The sequence below is a fragment of the Pseudomonadota bacterium genome, assembly GCA_030775045.1.
In the GTDB taxonomy this organism is placed as follows: domain Bacteria; phylum Pseudomonadota; class Alphaproteobacteria; order JALYJY01; family JALYJY01; genus JALYJY01.
Genome location: JALYJY010000005.1, coordinates 20,598 through 35,096, shown reverse-complemented (window position 1 = coordinate 35,096; position 14,499 = coordinate 20,598). Strand labels below are relative to the sequence as shown.

Sequence of the window (14,499 nt, the reverse complement as noted above, 5' to 3'; positions counted from 1 at the left end):
GTTTCTGCAGCATGTACTGTCTTCGTCATGAAATTTTCCCCTTGCAGGATGAGTACTTTCTCGAGACTGACTGTACAGACTGCCCGTGAAAATAATTCATGCATTTTGCCTGAAGAAACACCCTCTTGCCCGAAGCCGGGAACAGGAGCAGATTCTCCGGCACAGCCACAACAGGGGATGAATATCCATATGCGCGTCGGAATTCCGAAAGAGATCAAGACCTGGGAAAATCGTGTGGGTCTGGTGCCGGCCAGTGTCCACGAACTGGTTCGCAGCGGCCATCAGGTTGTGGTGGAGACCCGTGCGGGCGAGGGGATCGGCTTTGACGATGAAGCCTATGTGAAGGCCGGCGCAAAAGTTCTTCCCGATGCGGCCGGAGTTTTTACTGCCAGTGATATGATCGTCAAGGTCAAGGAGCCCCAGGCCCAGGAAATTGCCCTTCTGCGTTCTGACCAGATCCTGTTCACCTATCTGCATCTGGCCCCGGATCCTGATCAGGCAAAGGGCCTGATGAAGTCAGGCTGTGCAGCCATTGCCTATGAGACCGTTACCAGTCCCGCGGGCGGTCTTCCCCTGCTGGCTCCCATGAGCGAGGTGGCCGGCCGTATGTCCGTTCAGGTAGGTGCTCATTGCCTTGAAAAGGGCCAGGGCGGCGCCGGGATTCTCCTGGGCGGGGTGCCGGGTGTCCCGGCCGCCAACGTGGTGGTTCTGGGTGGCGGCGTGTCCGGCACCAACGCAGCTCGCATGGCCATCGGCCTGGGTGCCAACGTGAAGGTGTTCGACAGGTCGCCCCGGCGCCTGTACGAGCTGGACCTGCAGTTCGGCTCCCATCTGCAGACCATCTATGCAACCGCGGACGCCATCGAGCACGAGGTGCTGAACGCTGATCTGGTGATCGGGGCTGTTCTGGTACCAGGGGCTGCGGCGCCGAAACTGGTTACCAAAGATATGGTCAGCCGCATGAAAAAGGGTTCGGTCCTGGTGGATATTTCCATCGACCAGGGCGGCTGTTTCGAGACCAGCCGGCCCACAACACATCAGAACCCCACCTATATTGTGGATGGTGTGGTCCATTACTGCGTGGCCAACATGCCTGGCGCGGTGGCCCGCACGTCCGCGTTTGCACTGAACAACGCCACTCTGCCTTTCGTCATGGATCTGGCCAACAAGGGCTGGAAAAAGGCCCTGCTGGATGATGTCCACCTGATGAATGGCCTGAACGTGTTCCGGGGTAAAATTACCCACGCAGCCGTGGCACAGGCCCTGAACGAGAACTACAGTCCGGCGACAGGATTGCTGACGGGATAACCCGGAACGGAAGCCCGCGCAGCACCATCATCTTCATGGCAGGCGTCATCCCGGGGCCCCTGTGCACGGGCCCCCACCTTTTTTTATGCCGTCCGGCCCCCGTTTACGTTTCTGAAACTATTTTCGTGGATTATGCTCGGGTAAGAGCCACTCTTGCCGGAGACAGACGCCATGGCAAACGGACATCAGCACAAGCAGCAGGCAGCTGCCGCACAGCACATGCAGGGCAATGCGTCCGTCCTTTTCCAGTTTGCCCGCTGGCTGCGAGGACGGCCGTTTCATACCCATAATCAGGCCCATGTCGACAGAGGCCCGGAAGGCCTGAATGTCCTTGCTGATCCACACAGAAACGTGACCATGAGAATAGAACCCTCCCGGGCAAAACGCTGGACAGTCCAGGGGGCCAGTCTTCTGACCAGTGCCACGGGAAATGCCGGGCTTGTTGCAGCCGGGGTTACGGCGCTCTGCGCGCTTCTTGCTGTCGGGGATGTTGTGGGAAGACTGTTTGCCAGCGTGGGCGAAGTCACAACCGATGCCCGGGAAGCGACCCGCATTCGCAACGGGGGTGTCGAGAAACCGGAATTTGTCAAAGCCCTGGAAATCATGGGACCTCTGGACACAGTTGATGAAAGGATAAGAAGGACCGCTAGCACATTTGCCACTGCGGACCCGCTTATCAGTGGCCAGACATGGGCCCAGGCGGGCCGTGAGGCGGCGGATCTGGGAAGAACCCTTCTTAAAAAAGAAAACGCACACTGGGCTGCGTGGGGAGCCTTCAGCCTTCTGGCCGCTTGGGGGATAGGCCGTTTGCGGCGCCAGCACGGCCTGGATGCAGTTCTGGGCACGGTGAGGGTTATTCCTACAGCCATTGCAGGAGCCGCCGGAGGCGTTACCTTGGCGGGCATTGTGTACGCCGGCGAGCGCGCCGTCGAGGCTGGCAAAAAACTGAGGGCAAACTACATAGCGGCCATTGTTCCCAGGAAACCAGGCGCGCCGTAACAGCTGAATCCTTGATCCTCTGCCGGACGGAGCCGGGGGGCCTGTACAGGGTTTTCCCGGTTTCCGGTTCAGCCTGACTGCACCCGGTTACACCATAATCCCACCATAACTGCACTGTAACTGCACACCCGTGCTGTCTGGAATATGGCGTCATTCCGGGTTTCTGGCCCTTTAACTGCACGCTTGCGGCAAGCAGTGCAGTGGTCAGCATTTCGAATGTGTAAGCAAACCTTATCATTTTTAAACATTCTGTCCGTCATCCGGCCTGTTGAGGGGGAGTCCATTTCCCTGATTTTGTCATCCTGAAGGAGCGGCAGCGACTGAAGGATCTTCTTTTCTGAAAGAAAGATCCTTCGGCTTCAGGCTGCCTGTGGCAGCCTTTCGCTCAGGATGGCATGAAAGAGGGCGTGTGCTGTCCCCCGCCCGGAAGCGGGGTGGTGGGTGTCGTCGTATCCACAATGTCAACGAACCTCCGCCGTCGCTGCTTTCGCAGTTACGGCGCGATAAACACTGCCTGAAAAGGCAGACCGCCTCTATATATAAGTAAAAATACCTCATATCAAGGAATAAAAACATCTCTGCTCGCACAGGACCGGATCCCATTTTTCTTGCTGAAAGGAAAACCGTCGCTGACACTCCGGCATCGGAAAACATGATCCAGGAGATGCCGGATGTCTGTTCCTTCCCGTGATCCTTCAGTCCAGTCCCTCCACCGCGGGGCCAGAGGATCTGTCCGGACACAGTTGCCCCTCGCCCTTGCGGGGGTCTGTATTGTGATCGGAGCAGTATGGTATCAGAAGAATCAGAAGCAGACCCCGGACATCGCGCCCGCAGATACGGCTGTCCGGAAGAGCCCGGATCAGCCGGAACCGGACATTTCCGGGCTGTTGCCGGTACGCACCATGGATACCGCATATGGCCGCGTGGAGGTGAACCCCGGGGACTCCGGAACGGTGCCGCAAACCACAGGGTCCGTCCAGCCCGATGCAGGCTTTCTGGCTGAAACTCCGGCCCCTGTGCAGGATTCTTTCCGGATCCCGGAAAGAGAAACGGCAGAAATTGTATACGGGGGAAAGCCTGTCAGCAGCCCTGTCCTGTGTGAATCCACAGATGTTTTTTCAGACAGGACGGACGGACCTTCTGTCTGCCGGGCAGCCTTTCCTGTTCCGGGGGCCTGGCTCCATATGTCCCTGATGCATTTTCCCGGGCAGCCGGAGGCGGACGTCGTATGTTCGTCCCGGGTTCCTTCCGGGAGGGATCCTGACAGTGTAACTCCGAAATGCGGGGCCTTTACAGGCGGGAGCTATTTCAGCGGAGAGTGGTCCGGGGACGAGAAAGATCCGGAGAGCCGGTTTCGTCGGGTGTTTTATCCAGTGTCCGTCCCGACAGCGCAGTAAGAGATCCAGAAATCTGTATACAGAAACCAGAAGTCAGAATTATTTCTGGTTTCAGGAACCCTCCCGCCCCACCCTTCGCCATGGTTCGATAAACTCACCATGAGGCTCAGGGTTACAGGAAGTCCTCATCCTGAGCCTGTCGAAGGATTGAGGATTGCCAAGGTTATGCAAGAGGTCTGATGTTTTCTGGCTTCAGGTTTCTGTATACAGATTTCTGGATCCTCCCGCCCACGTTTTTATGGCCCGCAGATCGCTGTCCAGAAGGACCAGTGCGGCCTCGTATCCAGGAACAATGCGGCCGATCCTGTCGTGCCAGCCCATAAGGGTGGCGGGATACAGGGACGCCATGCGCAGGGCCTCGGACAGGGGGATGCCCACCGTGTTCACGCAGTACCGCACAGCTGAAGCCATATCCAGCGCAGACCCGGCCAAGATGCCTTCAGGGGTCGTGCACTTTCCGTCATGGACCCGGATCTGCTGTCCGTACAGGGTAAAAGATGTCTGCGTTCCGCCCACGGGGGGCATGGCGTCAGTCACCAGGAACAGCGTTCCGGGCGGCTTTGTTTTCCAGGCAATGCGAATGGCCGCCGGGTGCACGTGGTGGCCGTCCGCAATGATTCCGCACCAGGCCTCGCTGTCCAGCGCCGCGCCCACCATGCCGGGCTCGCGGTGATGCAGGGGACTCATGGTGTTGTACAGGTGCGTAAAGGCCACAGCGCCGGCCTTCAGGGCTTCCTGTGCCTGTGCGTGTGAGGCATCGCTGTGCCCCAGTGACACCCGGATGCTCCGGTCCGCCATACGGCGAATCAGGGCCGGGGAGATGCAGTCCGGGGCCACGGTGACCATGGACGTGCCGGGCAGGCTGTCCAGCAGGGCCATGTCTTCTTCTGACGGTGTGGCCATGAGGGTTGCATCGTGAGCGCCCTTGCGCTTCGGGCTGATCCAGGGACCTTCAAGATGGATCCCCCGCACGCCTGGTACCTGACCCATGGCCTGGCGCACGGCGTCCACAGCCTTGCGGCGTTTGTCAGGTGCATCGGTGACCAGAGTAGGCAGAAGGCTGGTGGTGCCAAAGCGGCAGTGGGCTGCTGCGATTGTCTGAAGCGACTCCACCGTAGGCGAATCGTTGAACAGCACATCGCCGCCGCCGTTGACCTGCAGGTCCACAAAGCCAGGCGCCAGAAGGTGTCCGCCACAGTCCTCCCGGGCCATATCTGCCGGCACTGTATCTGTGATGGTAGCGATGCGGCCGTTGTCCAGAATCACATGGAGGCCGTCTTGCAGCGACTCGCCATCGAACAGGCGCAGGTTGGTCAGGGCCAGTGTCATGCGTGTGCCTTGTCCCGCTTCCACAGATCCGCCAGCTTGCCGGGCCAGGCGCCTACGGTCATGACCCGGCTGATCTGCCGGTCAATGAAAGCTTCGGTCTCCACATGCCCGGGAGAGCGGTCGTTCAGCCAGTACAGGGTGGAAGACCCGATGACGCCCGCCAGAAGCATGCGCTTGGTGTACCAGTTGTAGTCCGTGGATTTATCCCCGACCAGGTACCAGAAAGCGCTGGCAGTATCGGCCAGCAGGCGCACGCCTGTGGCCATGTGGTCCGGCCGGACCAGCACGGACAGGCCGAGGCGCACCGCCTCCCGCCAGGGCTCCAGCACCGACAGGCGGGTTTTCACCAGCAGGGCGATTTTCTCCCGTACTTTCAGGGCGGCCAGATCCGGCGCCTTGTCCAGGGTCAGACGGGTCGCGTGGTCGAAGAAATGAGCCACAAGGTCAATGGATCCCCGGGGAAAGAGCAGGGGACCTTCGCCGGGGTGGCCTGCGTCTGCCAGCGCCCGGTCCAGAACCTCCCGGGTCCAGCCATCAAAGGGTGCGTGGAGGAGGGCGGCTTGCAGAACCGCGTCTTTCCTGTGTATTTCCGTGCTGTCGGGGGTCATGGCTTTTATGTCTTTATCCTGCTGAAAACGGAAACAGTGTATATCATCTTTGCTTTCAGGGAAGTTTCGTGTAGAAGAGGCCCTTACAATTCCGGTCGCGCGAAGGCGCAGCCATGTGAAAAATATGCAGGAGAACGACAGACCGTGCTGATCCACGTCCGCGACAACAACATTGAACAGGCCCTGCGCGTCATGAAGAAAAAGCTTCAGCGCGAAGGCGTATTCCGCGAGATCAAGCTGCGCCGCAACTACGAGAAACCCTCGGAAAAGCGCGCCCGCGAAAAGGCCGAAGCCATCCGCCGCACCCGCAAGCTTCTGCGCAAGCGCAGCGAGCGTGAGGGATATTGAGATTTCCGGTCAGGGCGCGTAGCTCAGCGGTAGAGCACTACGTTGACATCGTAGGGGTCACAGGTTCGATCCCTGTCGCGCCCACCAGCCTCCGCCTTTCAGGCTACGGTCTGGCAAGCCAAAACGCAGACTACCGAAGCGAGTTAGAGCGAGGCTGTCACGCCGTAGCCTGAAAGGCGGAGGCTGACTGTTGCAGTCTATGCACAGCCCGCTTGTCATCCTGAAGAAGCGGAGCGACTGAAGGATCTTTTTGTTCTTGCTGAAGAAGGATCCTTCGCTTCCACTTTCGCCAAGGTTTCGGCAGACAGGTCGCTCAGGATGACAATGCCTGTCTGTTCTCGCGGCCTGCGCCGGGGTGACGAAAGATGGATGCACCCGCTTCTCTCAGGTTTCTGGAGAACCGGGCCTTGCAGCAGGAGCGGGTCGTGCATCCCGCTCGGCGCGGATGCGATCAATGTTCGCAACTATTTCAAATAATCTTGGATGGTCTGTCTTCCTGACGGGTTCGGGCTTGATGCCAGACCGGTCCTGCACCATTCTCTGAAAGTCCGGGATTTCCTTTTGAACCCTGATGATTTTTGGATCCTGAAGAAGGCTATCAAGTATTTTTTCGGGCAATTTAAATGGATAGACCTTCAGATCAGTAGAATCTATGGGGTGTGATGTCGCACTGAACAGGGTTTTTGCGGCCAGATTCATCCAGAATTGCCCAAGAAAACAGCCGAGAGCGCATGCATGCTACTCTGGAATGTTTACATAGAGCCTGATATGCGTTTTCTGAATCCTGGTCATTCAGGAAAAGGAAGTTCAGGTCTTCCCGGCCTGTAACAAGAATACCGCTGTAAAAAAGTTCATGGTTCAGGGACACGGGATTTCTCCTGCTTTATGGATAAATTCCCGATGACCTTAGCCGCGATTCCCTTAACGGGAGGTTAAGGGCGCGTCATGTATGGATCGGGCGTCCGTCCACGGCGAGGGCGGCTTCCTTGACTGCCTCGTTCAGGGTGGGGTGGGCGTGGCAGGTGCGGGCCACGTCTTCGGCCGAGCCGCCGAACTCCATCACCGCCACCAGCTCGGCGATCAGGGTTCCTGCGTCCGGGCCGATAATGTGGGCGCCCAGGATGCGGTCGGTTTTCGCGTCGGCCAGAATTTTCACGAATCCTTCTGTCTCGTTCATCGCGCGTGCGCGGCCGTTGGCCGAGAAGGGAAACTTGCCGGCCCTGTACGCCACGCCGGCCTGTTTCAGCTGTTCCTCGGTCTGGCCTACCTGCGACGCCTCGGGCCAAGTGTAGACCACACCCGGCACCGTGTTGTAGTCTACGTGCGGTTTCTGCCCCGCCAGCATTTCTGCCAGCGCCATGCCTTCTTCCTCAGCCTTGTGGGCCAGCATGGGACCGGCAATCACGTCGCCGATAGCATAGATGCCCTTCACGTTCGTCTGGAAATGGCTGTCGGTTTTGATGCGGGCCCGGTCATCTTTCTCCACACCCACGGCTTCCAGTCCCAGACCTTCCGTGTGGGGACGGCGGCCGATGGCCACCAGGACCACGTCAACTTCCAGCGTTTCTTTCGCACCGCCTTTGGCTGGCTCCAGTGTCAGGGTTACGCCCTTCTTTCCGGCCGTGGCGCCGGTGACCTTGGTGCCCAGCCTGAACGCCATGCCCTGTTTGGCCAGGATCTTTTCCATGGTTTTCGAGATCTCGCCGTCCATGCCGGGCAGGATGCGGTCCAGGAACTCGATGACCGTGACTTTTGATCCAAGTCGGTGCCACACCGATCCCATTTCCAGCCCGATATAGCCGCCGCCGATCACGGCCAGCCGCTCCGGAACCTCGGCCAGTTCCAGTGCACCGGTAGAGGATACAATCTTCTTTTCGTCGATCGTGATGCCAGGCAGAGGCATCACTTCTGACCCCGTGGCGATGATGATGTTTTTTGTCTTGAGCGTCTGGGGTTTTTCACCTTCAACAACGACCGTCCCGGCAGCCTGGATGCGGCCGTGGCCCACAATCCGGTCCACCTTGTTCTTGCGGAACAGGAAGTCGATGCCGGCGGTATTGTCCTTCACCACCTTGTCCTTGTGGCCCATCATGGCGGGCAGATCCAGCTTCACATCCTTCACCACGACTCCGTGGGCGGCCAGATGCTGCTGCGCCTCGGCAAATTTTTCCGAGCTGGTCAGCAGGGCCTTGGACGGGATACAGCCCACGTTCAGGCAGGTGCCGCCCAGGGTTTTGCGCTTTTCCACGCAGGCCACGCTCATGCCCAGCTGGGCAGCACGGATGGTGGCCACATAGCCGCCAGGTCCGCCGCCGATCACCACCACGTCATAGCTCTTGTCTGTCATAGGGCTGCCTTGGTTATTTTACGTCTTTGACTGAATCCACGATGTGGGTGACGACGCCATAGGCTTTGGCTTCTTCCGCCGACATCCAGAAATTCCGGTCGGTGTCCTTGGCCACACGCTCAATGGGCTGGCCGGTCTCGAGGGCGATGACGCGATTGATCCGCTCGCGCATTTTCAGGATTTCCCGGGCCTCAATCTCGATATCGGACGCCTTGCCGCCCGCACCGCCCAGAGGCTGGTGGATCATGAACCGCGTGTTGGGCAGGCAGAACCGGTTTTCCTTTTTCGCCGCCAGGAAGATGTGGACGCCCGCGCTGGCCACCCAGCCGGTGCCGATCACCTTCACCTTTGGCCCGATAAAGCGGATCATGTCGTGGATCGAATCGCCCGACTCCACATGACCGCCCTGGGAATTGATGAACAGGCGGATGTCGCCCTTGCCTTCCTCGGACAGGGCCAGAAGCTGGGCCACGGTGGACTGGGCCACCTTCCAGGAGATTTCGCCGAACAGCAGGACAGTCCGGGCTTTGAACAGGATATTCTGGATGGGAGAAGGGACCAGTCCAGCCTCTTCCTTTTCCTTTGCAGCCGGAGTTTCCTTGTCGTCGTCTTCGTCATCATCAGCGCGCAAGGAAAAAGGGGCGTCTGTCATTGAAATCTCCTGCCTGAGTCATATATAGAAACCATGCTGGAAGGACCCTAACCGTTCCGGAACCCATGGTCAACGCGGGAAGCGGGACCTTTGCGCTTCTGAATCCGGAGACCGGGAAAAGGAATTTACGGAGACTGCGAATTACCCCTTGATTTCGGATCCAAAGGGGATTACATACCCTGCTCCCCCGAAAGACACCTGTGTCGCAGGGGCGGTTCATTTGACATTGTGGTCTGTAATGGAAGAAGGGATGTGCAGGCGGCGGCGTCTGTGGTGTCAGTCCTGTGGACAGGCATTGAAAGGGTCGCCAAATGTGCATCTTGGTAAGCTACGTTATATCTGTTTTCAGGATAACGATGGTTGAAGAGGTGTCGTAAAAGCGGCCCGTCTTAAAATCAGTCAGTCAGGCGCAAGCCTGTCGGACTGCATTCAACCTGAGAGTTTGATCCTGGCTCAGAACGAACGCTGGCGGCATGCCTAACACATGCAAGTCGAACGCATCAGCAATGGTGAGTGGCGGACGGGTGAGGAATACATGGGTATCTGCCCAGAGGTGGGGGATAACGGAGGGAAACTTCCGCTAATACCGCATACGACCTGAGGGTGAAAGATTTATCGCCTTTGGAGGGGCCCATGAGAGATCAGGTAGTTGGTGGGGTAACGGCCTACCAAGCCTACGACCTCTAGCTGGTCTGAGAGGATGATCAGCCACACCGGGACTGGGACACGGCCCGGACTCCTACGGGAGGCAGCAGTGGGGAATATTGGACAATGGGGGCAACCCTGATCCAGCAATGCCGCGTGAGTGATGAAGGCCTTCGGGTTGTAAAGCTCTTTTGGCAGGGACGATGATGACGGTACCTGCAGAATAAGCCCCGGCAAACTTCGTGCCAGCAGCCGCGGTAATACGAAGGGGGCGAGCGTTGTTCGGAGTTACTGGGCGTAAAGGGCGCGCAGGCTGTTTTTCAAGTCAGGTGTGAAATCCCCGGGCTCAACCCGGGAAGTGCACCTGGGACTGGAAGACTTGAGTACGGGAGAGGATGATGGAATTCCCAGTGTAGAGGTGAAATTCGCAGAGATTGGGAAGAACACCGGTGGCGAAGGCGGTCATCTGGCCCGTAACTGACGCTGAGGCGCGAAAGCGTGGGGAGCAAACAGGATTAGATACCCTGGTAGTCCACGCCGTAAACGATGGGTGCTTGCCGCTGGTGCTTACGGCATCAGTGGCGGAGCTAACGCGTGAAGCACCCCGCCTGGGGAGTACGGTCGCAAGATTAAAACTCAAAGGAATTGACGGGGGCCCGCACAAGCGGTGGAGCATGTGGTTTAATTCGACGCAACGCGAAGAACCTTACCAGCCCTTGACATGTCCTCTGTGGGCCTGAGAGATCAGGTCCTTCACTTCGGGTGGGAGGAACACAGGTGCTGCATGGCTGTCGTCAGCTCGTGTCGTGAGATGTTGGGTTAAGTCCCGCAACGAGCGCAACCCCTGCTGCCAGTTGCCATCATTCAGTTGGGCACTCTGGCGGGACCGCCGGCGTCAAGCCGGAGGAAGGCGGGGATGACGTCAAGTCCTCATGGCCCTTATGGGCTGGGCTACACACGTGCTACAATGGCGCCGACAGAGGGAAGCGACCCCGCAAGGGCAAGCCAATCCCCAAACGGCGTCCCAGTTCGGATTGTCCCCTGCAACCCGGGGGCATGAAGCTGGAATCGCTAGTAATCGCGGATCAGCACGCCGCGGTGAATACGTTCCCGGGCCTTGTACACACCGCCCGTCACACCATGGAAGCTGGTTCAACCCGAAGACGGCCCGCCAACCGCAAGGAGGCAGCCGGCCACGGTTGGGTCAGTGACTGGGGTGAAGTCGTAACAAGGTAGCCGTAGGGGAACCTGCGGCTGGATCACCTCCTTTCTAGGGAAGCCTGCTGCAGGGCTGTACGTCTGCAGATGCCGCCGCCGGCACATTCCTTCTTTCCGGAAGCCTGATGCCAGACCCCCGGGTCTGGACCGGGGGCTTGTAGCTCAGTTGGTTAGAGCGCGCGCTTGATAAGCGTGAGGTCGGAAGTTCAAGTCTTCCCAGGCCCACCACTTTTTTGCTGTACAAAAAAGTGTCGCGCTGAGGCCCGGCAGGGCGAAGGCGGACTGGTTCAACCGGGTAAGGCCCGCCTTCGCTGAAGCTTCGGCGTGGCGTAAGAAAATCTGACACGTCTTGCGTGAAGATTTTCTAACGGGGGGGCGTAGCTCAGTTGGGAGAGCGCGTGCTTTGCAAGCATGAGGTCGTCGGTTCGATCCCGTCCGCCTCCACCATTTTCTGTATCGGGCTTTCGGAAAAAATCGGGAAAGGTTTGGGATTGACATAGGGGAGATGGGACCTTATATGATCCCCTCCCGGTTTCTGGAGGAAGGATGTTCCGGTCTGATCCGGGTGTGGCAAGCGGAAAATGTTTTTTCCGTTTGCCGGATCCGGTTTTTCCGGTTTCCGGCCCATTGAACATTGTGGACAGGAAGAAGAAGTGTGATCAGGGAAGGCCGTTTGGTCTTGTTCTGGTTGTGCTGTGTTTCTGTGGCTGAGGCCTTTTCCGTATTGCGGGGAGGGTGCTGGCTGTGGGGATGTGGTGTGGCTGGTATGGGTCCGGATGGTTTTTTCGAGATGCATCTTTGGAGGGTTTGTGTGCGGGGGACGGAATGTCTTCTGTGCGCGGACCTGAGGTAGAGTTCAATCAGACGAAGAAAGGGCATCTGGTGAATGCCTTGGCATTGGGAGGCGAGGAAGGACGTGGCACACTGCGAAAAGCCATGGGGAGCCGTGAGCGGGCTTTGATCCGTGGATATCCGAATGGGGAAACCCCACCGTGAGGTGATCACATGCTGAATACATAGGTGTGTGAGGCGAACCCGGGGAACTGAAACATCTAAGTACCCGGAGGAAAGGACATCAAAAGAGACTCTGTGAGTAGTGGCGAGCGAAAGCGGATGAGGCCAGTGGCTGCTTCTAAATAACCGGAACCGTCTGGGAAGGCGGGCCAGAGCGGGTGAGAGCCCCGTACGGGTGAACCGGGAGCAGTCCTTGAGTAGGGCGGGACACGAGAAATCCTGTCTGAACATGGGGGGACCACCCTCCAAGCCTGAGTACTCCCCAGTGACCGATAGTGAACCAGTACCGTGAGGGAAAGGTGAAAAGAACCCCGACGAGGGGAGTGAAAAGAACCTGAAACCGGATGCCTTCAAGCAATGGGAGCCCTTTTGTGGGGTGACCGTGTACCTTTTGTATAATGGGTCAGCGAGTTGGTGTGTGCAGCGAGCCTAAGCCGTGAGGTGGAGGCGTAGCGAAAGCGAGTCTGAACAGGGCGTTCAGTTGCACGTATCAGACCCGAAACCGGATGATCTATCCATGGCCAGGCTGAAGGTGGGGTAACACCCACTGGAGGGCCGAACCCGTGCCTGTTGAAAAAGGCTGGGATGAGTTGTGGATAGGGGTGAAAGGCCAATCAAATCCGGAAATAGCTGGTTCTCCGCGAAATCTATTTAGGTAGAGCGTCGTATGAATACCGGTGGGGGTAGAGCACTGGACCGGCGAGGGGGGCGCGAGCCTTGCCAAGCCTGACCAAACTCCGAATACCATCGAGTAGTGTACGGCAGGCAGACATCGGGTGCTAAGGTCCGGTGTCGAGAGGGAAACAGCCCAGACCGCCAGCCAAGGTCCCCAAATCATGGCTCAGTGTGAAAGGATGTGGGAAGGCCATAACAACCAGGAGGTTGGCTTAGAAGCAGCCATCCTTTAAAGAAAGCGTAACAGCTCACTGGTCTATATAAGCCGTCCTGCGCCGAAAATGTAACGGGGCTAAAGCCATGTACCGAAGCTGCGGGTGTAACCTGTGCGCTGCACGGGTTATGCGGTAGCGGAGCGTTCTGCGAGCCGATGAAGGGGCGGGGTCACCTGTCCTGGAGGATGCAGAAGTGCGAATGCTGACATGAGTAGCGAAAAACAGGGTGAGAAACCCTGTCGCCGAAAGTCCAAGGGTTCCTGCGCACGGTTAATCCGCGCAGGGTAAGCCGGTCCCTAAGGTGAGGCCGAGAGGCGCAGCTGATGGGAACCACGTTAATATTCGTGGGCCTGCGGGAGGTGACGGATCCTGAAGTGTGTACATCCTTAATGGATTGGATGTGCTGCAGAAGGGTTCCAGGAAAGAGCCCCCGCGTACAGACCGTACCCTAAACCGACACAGGTGGACAGGTCGAGCAGACCAAGGCGCTTGGGAGAATGGTGTTGAAGGAACTCGGCAAATTGCCCTCGTAACTTCGGGAGAAGAGGGCCCTGCGTGTGCGCAAGCGCATGCGGGGGGCACAGACCAGGGGGTAGCGACTGTTTATCAAAAACACAGGGCTCTGCGAAGCCGCACAAGGCGACGTATAGGGTCTGACGCCTGCCCGGTGCCGGAAGGTTAAAGGGAGATGTGCAAGCATTGAACTGAAGCCCCGGTAAACGGCGGCCGTAACTATAACGGTCCTAAGGTAGCGAAATTCCTTGTCGGGTAAGTTCCGACCTGCACGAATGGCGTAACGACTTCCCCGCTGTCTCCAGCACCAACCCAGCGAAATTGAACTCTCCGTGAAGATGCGGAGTTCCCGCGGTCAGACGGAAAGACCCTATGAACCTTTACTGCAGCTTTGCACTGGTGCCAGGGATTACATGTGTAGCATAGGTGGGACCCTTTGAAGCCGCGGCGCCAGCCGTGGTGGAGGGATCAGTGAAATACCACCCTTGTGTTCTCTGGCTTCTAACTCCGTCCCGTTTCCGGGACGAGGACCCTGCATGGCGGGCAGTTTGACTGGGGCGGTCGCCTCCCAAACGGTAACGGAGGCGCGCGATGGCAGGCTCAGGACGGTCGGAAATCGTCCGGTGAGTGCAATGGCATAAGCCTGCCTGACTGCGAGACGTACATGTCGAGCAGAGACGAAAGTCGGCCATAGTGATCCGGTGGTTCCACGTGGACGGGCCATCGCTCAACGGATAAAAGGTACTCTAGGGATAACAGGCTGATGACTCCCAAGCGTCCACAGCGACGGAGTCGTTTGGCACCTCGATGTCGGCTCATCACATCCTGGGGGTGGAGCAGCTCCCAAGGGTTCGGCTGTTCGCCGATTAAAGTGGTACGTGAGCTGGGTTCAGAACGTCGTGAGACAGTTCGGTCCCTATCTGCCGCGGGTGTTGGAATATTGAGAGGATCTGTCCCCAGTACGAGAGGACCGGGATGGACGCACCTCTGGTGTACCGGTTGTGGCGCCAGCCGCATCGCCGGGTAGCTAAAGTGCGGACCAGATAAACGCTGAAAGCATCTAAGCGTGAAACTGACCTCAAAACATGTATTCCCTGAAGAGCCGTCACAGACCATGACGTTGATAGGAGGCATGTGGAAGCGCGGTAACGCGTGAAGCTGAGCCTTACTAATCGCTCGTACGAGCCTGATTGAATTCTGCCCGGTCCGCGCATGGACCTTCGGGACCATG

9 protein-coding genes, 3 tRNA genes and 2 rRNA genes are annotated in these 14,499 nt (G+C 58.2%); 9 read left to right on the top strand and 5 right to left on the bottom strand.

The window, feature by feature from the left end; genetic code table 11:
• Positions 1 to 189: 189 nt before the first annotated feature.
• The 3 genes from ald to M3O22_00925 all read left to right on the top strand — a co-directional run bounded on the left by ald (position 190) and on the right by M3O22_00925 (position 3,704).
• Entirely contained in the window at positions 190 to 1,308 is a 1,119-nt protein-coding gene (gene ald, locus M3O22_00935) for an alanine dehydrogenase (protein MDP9195327.1), read from the top strand.
• A gap of 171 nt (positions 1,309 to 1,479) precedes the next feature.
• Positions 1,480 to 2,307, top strand: coding sequence for a hypothetical protein (locus M3O22_00930; protein MDP9195326.1), 828 nt, complete (start codon positions 1,480 to 1,482; stop codon positions 2,305 to 2,307).
• A 671-nt stretch (positions 2,308 to 2,978) separates the two neighbouring features.
• Positions 2,979 to 3,704 (top strand): hypothetical protein, encoded by a 726-nt coding sequence (locus M3O22_00925; GenBank protein MDP9195325.1) that lies wholly within the window; start codon positions 2,979 to 2,981, stop codon positions 3,702 to 3,704.
• Between the two features lie 192 nt (positions 3,705 to 3,896).
• On the opposite strand, the gene nagA is transcribed toward M3O22_00925, so the two are convergent.
• Positions 3,897 to 5,033, bottom strand: a complete 1,137-nt coding sequence (nagA, locus tag M3O22_00920; protein MDP9195324.1) for an N-acetylglucosamine-6-phosphate deacetylase — start codon at positions 5,031 to 5,033, stop codon at positions 3,897 to 3,899.
• The gene (locus M3O22_00915) at positions 5,030 to 5,641 is read right to left on the bottom strand and encodes a COQ9 family protein (GenBank protein MDP9195323.1); all 612 of its coding nucleotides are present in this window, start codon (positions 5,639 to 5,641) and stop codon (positions 5,030 to 5,032) included. The genes nagA and M3O22_00915 overlap by 4 nt, the downstream gene beginning before the upstream one ends.
• A gap of 144 nt (positions 5,642 to 5,785) precedes the next feature.
• Between M3O22_00915 and rpsU the strand changes: the two genes are divergently transcribed.
• Together rpsU and M3O22_00905 are read left to right on the top strand one after the other, a co-directional pair.
• Positions 5,786 to 5,989 (top strand): 30S ribosomal protein S21, encoded by a 204-nt coding sequence (gene rpsU, locus M3O22_00910; protein ID MDP9195322.1) that lies wholly within the window; start codon positions 5,786 to 5,788, stop codon positions 5,987 to 5,989.
• Between the two features lie 12 nt (positions 5,990 to 6,001).
• Positions 6,002 to 6,076: transfer RNA gene (locus tag M3O22_00905), tRNA-Val, on the top strand.
• Positions 6,077 to 6,373: 297 nt separating this feature from the next.
• Here the strand turns inward: M3O22_00905 and M3O22_00900 are convergent.
• From M3O22_00900 to M3O22_00890, 3 genes are all read right to left on the bottom strand, one after another.
• Positions 6,374 to 6,688, bottom strand: a complete 315-nt coding sequence (locus M3O22_00900; GenBank protein MDP9195321.1) for a hypothetical protein — start codon at positions 6,686 to 6,688, stop codon at positions 6,374 to 6,376.
• A 244-nt stretch (positions 6,689 to 6,932) separates the two neighbouring features.
• On the bottom strand, positions 6,933 to 8,336 hold the full coding sequence (gene lpdA / locus M3O22_00895; GenBank protein ID MDP9195320.1) for a dihydrolipoyl dehydrogenase: 1,404 nt from the start codon (positions 8,334 to 8,336) through the stop codon (positions 6,933 to 6,935).
• Positions 8,337 to 8,349: 13 nt separating this feature from the next.
• Entirely contained in the window at positions 8,350 to 8,967 is a 618-nt protein-coding gene (locus tag M3O22_00890) for an ATP-dependent Clp protease proteolytic subunit (protein MDP9195319.1), read from the bottom strand.
• 451 nt (positions 8,968 to 9,418) lie between these two features.
• Here M3O22_00890 and M3O22_00885 point away from each other — a divergent pair.
• From M3O22_00885 to M3O22_00870, 4 genes are all read left to right on the top strand, one after another.
• A 16S ribosomal RNA gene (locus M3O22_00885) occupies positions 9,419 to 10,903 on the top strand.
• Positions 10,904 to 11,002: 99 nt separating this feature from the next.
• Positions 11,003 to 11,079 (top strand) — tRNA-Ile (locus tag M3O22_00880).
• Between the two features lie 143 nt (positions 11,080 to 11,222).
• Positions 11,223 to 11,298 (top strand) — tRNA-Ala (locus tag M3O22_00875).
• A 411-nt stretch (positions 11,299 to 11,709) separates the two neighbouring features.
• Positions 11,710 to 14,462 (top strand): 23S ribosomal RNA (locus M3O22_00870).
• The 16S and 23S rRNA genes sit together here with 2 tRNA genes alongside, the layout of an rRNA operon.
• The last annotated feature ends 37 nt before the right edge of the window (positions 14,463 to 14,499 follow it).

Bases quoted from the DNA above. Each gene is read 5' to 3' on its own strand.
- ald (MDP9195327.1), top strand. From the start codon at position 190: ATGCGCGTCGGAATTCCGAAAGAGATCAAGACCTGGGAAAATCGTGTG.
- M3O22_00930 (MDP9195326.1), top strand. From the start codon at position 1,480: ATGGCAAACGGACATCAGCACAAGCAGCAGGCAGCTGCCGCACAGCAC.
- M3O22_00925 (MDP9195325.1), top strand. From the start codon at position 2,979: ATGTCTGTTCCTTCCCGTGATCCTTCAGTCCAGTCCCTCCACCGCGGG.
- nagA (MDP9195324.1), bottom strand. From the start codon at position 5,033: ATGACACTGGCCCTGACCAACCTGCGCCTGTTCGATGGCGAGTCGCTG.
- M3O22_00915 (MDP9195323.1), bottom strand. From the start codon at position 5,641: ATGACCCCCGACAGCACGGAAATACACAGGAAAGACGCGGTTCTGCAA.
- M3O22_00900 (MDP9195321.1), bottom strand. From the start codon at position 6,688: ATGAATCTGGCCGCAAAAACCCTGTTCAGTGCGACATCACACCCCATA.
- lpdA (MDP9195320.1), bottom strand. From the start codon at position 8,336: ATGACAGACAAGAGCTATGACGTGGTGGTGATCGGCGGCGGACCTGGC.